Consider the following 3,845-nt stretch of genomic DNA (forward strand, 5'->3'; position numbering starts at 1 on the left):
CGAGGATGGAAGCCTCGAGGTTGAAATCAGCATCCACCACGGCGACGAGATCCAGCTCAAGGCTCACCGCTGGTAGTTTTTCAGCAGCCTGCTAGGCGCACTTCGGCTTCCCCTTGTAAAGCGAAGGATACAAGAGAAACACGTATGGACGCTCCGTCAATTACCCAAGGCTGATCGCTCCAAGCGTCCGTGATAATACCAGCATCGACGATACTTTCTAGAACTCTGCGATTCGCTCCGCCCCGGATTGAATTGGTTGAAACCAAACCGGCCCGCAATGTGATGCCCGCTTGGATTTGCTCCCATGCCTTGGTCAGCCAGTAGCATACAAGATCAGCTTCGGCTGGTACGCGCCCCTGATAGACCGCGAACATTTGATCGACAGCCTGATCGCCGAGTAAGCTACGGAGCAGCTTTCCGCCGGCAAATGGCGGATTGCCGACAATGACATCAGCTTCGGGCCAAGAAGACTCTCCCCCCTCATCCGTGAGCAGAGCGTCTCGGCACTCGATAGTGTGCAGACTGCGCAAAATTGGATTGCGGTTAATTCCGTAGCCATTCCGTTGCATCCACTGGATTTCACCGATCCAGACAGAGACCCGCGCCAACTCAGCAGCAAATGGATTGATCTCAATTCCAAGCACTGCTTCAGGGCCAATTCGAGGAAACTCACGTTCTAACCCAAGGGCTTCCGCTTCAATATTCACCCGATGCTCGATATTTTTTAGCGCAATCAAAGATACGTATAAAAAGTTTCCGCTGCCGCATGCTGGGTCCAGAACTCGAAAATTCCACAGCATTTCAAGGAAACTGCGGAATAAAGCCCTAGCTTCATTAAGCGCTTTTGTCCTCACGGATACGCTTTTTGTTCCAATTGCACGTTCCATTGCCTTTGAAATAAGAGATTTCTTATCTTTCCATTCGGACAACAAGGGGCGCTCGACAACCGGCTCAACGATCTTCCGAATTTTCTCACTGTCAGTGTAATGTGCTCCGAGCTGACTCCGCTTATCGGGGTCAAGGCCGCCCTCGAATAATGTACCGAAAAGCGCTGGATCCATGTCCGACCAATCCAGCTTGGCGGCTTCATGGACCTGCCCAATCTCGGTCGCGGACAACGGGATAGCGTTGTCGCTGTCGAACAGGCCGCCATTGAACCATGGCACCTCTTCCCAGCCGGCCATGCCGCCGCTTTTCATCGCGCCGAACAGTTCTCGTGTCATAGGCAGGAAGCGCGTGGGGTTGCCGTGCGCGACTTCAAGCATGCGGCTGAAGAGGTGGTTCTGAAGAAGCCCGGCATCCTCCGCAAACATGCAGAAGACAAGGCGGTTAACGAAATGCGCTACGGCTTGCGGATCGTGACCACGCGCCCGAAGCCCGGCGGCCAACCCGGCAAACCGTTGCGCCGCATCCCTGGTCAGCGCCTCGCGGGTCAGCCCTGGCTTCAGCTTGTCGGGCTTGGCCAGCACCCACTGAAGCTTCTGCCGAGCCTTGGGATCATGCAGATCATCAAGGGTTAGCTCGAAGCACTGTGAAACTGTATTGGTCCAATTGGTGTGTATACGAAACCTCTCCATGTCGCAGACGACAAGAAGTGGTGGGTTCTCTAAAGCCAGAGCGTAGCGCTGAAGCTGGACGAGCGCTTCATCCAAGTCCTTTCCCTTGCTCTTATATTCCCATCCAAAATGGCTTCTCTTCCAAACATCCGCCCAACCTTTCCCACCCCCTACCTTCCTGACACCCTTATCGAAGCAGTAGGACGCACCTTCATGATCCGCCTCGGCCGGCGCCTGTTCGCCCAACATATGGCACAACTGATTGAAGTGCGTCTGGGAGGCGCTCCGCTCGCTGAGCGTGCTGGCCTTCCAGCGGTGAATGAAATCCGCGGGAGATAAAGTGGGAGAGGCATGAGCAAGGGCCATCACGCACACCGTCGAACAGACAGAAAGTGGTGATTCAAGTGAAGGCAATTACGATTTGTATAGGAGGTGAAATCGAGAACGGATGGCGCCGAGAGCCACGCGGGAGTTTTGCACTGCAAAAAGCGCGTGCCCTCCTCACAACCGCCTATGCCTCCATGAACTCGGCCAGCCGGTTGAGCCAGCCGGCGGCGTTCAACGCGTCGTCCTCGACCCGGCCGCGCTTGCGGGCGTCGCCGGTGATCAGCTGGCCGTAGAACCGCATCCGCTGGGCGAAGACGGAGCGCCACAGCGCGGCCGCGTCGCCAGCATTGACCGCGGCCAAGGTCTTCGGCCCGACGGCGCCGTCGACCTTCAGCACCGGACGGCCAGCGAGGTCGTTCACGGCATCCTGCAGCCAGGTGCTCGCCCGGGCCGGGCCATGGTTGACGCCCGAGTCGATCACCAGGGCGCGGAGAGCGCCGTCGGTAATGCCGGCGAAGCCCGGCTCCTCGATGTAGCGGGCGCGGTAGATCGCCCGCACCTCGGCCTCGTCCAGCGCGGCGACGTCGGTCGCCGTGACCGGGCGCTTGCGCCAGCTCGTCAGGGTGTCGAGCGTGATGCCGCCCTTCGTCGGGCCGCCGCGGTCGCTCGCCCGGTCGGTGTAGCGGGGCCAGCCCTCGCGGCGGAGGATGGTGTCGATGATGGCAGCGGCGGGGTCGCGAGGGGTCGGCATGTCGGGATCCTCCAGGCATGAGAAAGGCGCCTCGCGGGCGCCGGGAGTAGTTGGGTTGGAGTGTTGCCGCGGCTGGACTTATCCGCCAACAGGCGCGTGCACACGATGCCTTCTGATTGCGTTACGCGACCACGCTGACTATGGTTTCGCTCATGGCCCACAAGGCACGTATCTTTCATTTGCGAGGAAGTGTCGTGGATATTGGCGTTAAAACTTGTTGCGTCTGCGGAGCTAGTTCTTTTTCGGAATACAGGAGCGTCCTGTGGCCTGCCCTTGTTTCTGAATGGCAGCTTTCTTCGGAAGAGGAGCGTTACATCAATATTCAGCAAGGCGTCCAGTGCACGACTTGCTCCACAAACGTGCGATCTATCGCCCTCGCGCAAGCCTTGCTGAACTTCGTCGGCGATAAAGGGACCTTAATTTCCTCAATCACTGGAGGGGCGCTCAAGGAGGCAAAGATCCTTGAAATCAACGAAGCGGGCCTTTTGAACAAATTCTTTAAGCACATTCCCGGCCATCGGTTAATCCAATACCCTGAATACGACATGATGAACCTTAATATAGCCGATAGCAGCTATGATATCGTCGTTCATTCCGATACTCTTGAGCATGTCGAGTTTCCTATCCGTGGCCTTTCTGAATGCCGCAGGGTTCTGCGATCTGGCGGAGCGTGCTGCTTTACTGTCCCAGTTATTACCGATCGGATGACTAGAAGCAGGCGAGGACTGCCTCCTAGCCATCACGGCAGCCCTCGTCGTCCTGAAGACAATCTCGTCCACTTCGAGTTTGGCGCTGATTTCTGGACATATCCAATCAGGGCAGGTTTCGAGGCCACGGACATTCACACCCTAGCCTACCCCAGCGGCATAGCGATCGTTGCCAAAAGGCTCCAATGAAGCCCTAACGCGGCCAGCCTTTGGTGATATCAACGGCCAGTACGTCGGTCGCTGTCTCGGCCGCGTCGATCACGTCGTGCAGATCGCCCTCACGGTCGAAGCACACCTGGACATGATCGGCGACCGCGTCGGCGATGCTGATGATCTGGGCCCCTGTCAGGTCCACCCAATCGCCGCTGGCCGCCTTCCATCGGAACGTCATGTCCGGGTTCTCGCGCGCCTTAGCATTACAGTTGCGATAGAGCGTCCTCCCGCCTGTTGAACAGGCTTTGGGAGGTCGCCATGTCCGGTGTCGCGGTCGAGGACCTGCTGGGG

Annotated in this window: 4 protein-coding genes; 1 reads left to right on the top strand and 3 read right to left on the bottom strand. The window is 57.8% G+C overall.

All coding sequences use genetic code 11. The annotated features are described in order from the left end of the window. Positions 1-80 precede the first annotated feature (80 nt). Both J2850_RS31460 and J2850_RS31465 read right to left on the bottom strand, forming a co-directional pair. On the bottom strand, positions 81-1,922 hold the full coding sequence (locus J2850_RS31460; protein WP_209991375.1) for a DNA methyltransferase: 1,842 nt from the start codon (positions 1,920-1,922) through the stop codon (positions 81-83). A 145-nt stretch (positions 1,923-2,067) separates the two neighbouring features. Further along, on the bottom strand, positions 2,068-2,634 hold the full coding sequence (locus J2850_RS31465; RefSeq protein ID WP_209991377.1) for a glycoside hydrolase family 108 protein: 567 nt from the start codon (positions 2,632-2,634) through the stop codon (positions 2,068-2,070). Between the two features lie 116 nt (positions 2,635-2,750). On the opposite strand from J2850_RS31465, the gene J2850_RS31470 reads away from it, so the two are divergent. Continuing rightward, a complete protein-coding gene (locus J2850_RS31470; RefSeq protein WP_209991379.1) occupies positions 2,751-3,530 on the top strand; it encodes a methyltransferase domain-containing protein in 780 nt (259 codons plus the stop codon). 4 nt (positions 3,531-3,534) lie between these two features. Here J2850_RS31470 and J2850_RS32190 read toward each other — a convergent pair. After that, positions 3,535-3,845, bottom strand: a 311-nt coding sequence (locus J2850_RS32190) for a DUF4376 domain-containing protein (protein WP_209991382.1), incomplete at its 5' end; no start/stop codon positions are given.

The sequence above is a fragment of the Azospirillum picis genome (assembly GCF_017876115.1).
GTDB classification, from domain to species: domain Bacteria; phylum Pseudomonadota; class Alphaproteobacteria; order Azospirillales; family Azospirillaceae; genus Azospirillum; species Azospirillum picis.

What these genes read in the sequence shown, in the direction of transcription:
- J2850_RS31460 (WP_209991375.1), bottom strand. Translation starts at nt 1,922, where the DNA reads ATGGCCCTTGCTCATGCCTCTCCCACTTTATCTCCCGCGGATTTCATT.
- J2850_RS31465 (WP_209991377.1), bottom strand. Translation starts at nt 2,634, where the DNA reads ATGCCGACCCCTCGCGACCCCGCCGCTGCCATCATCGACACCATCCTC.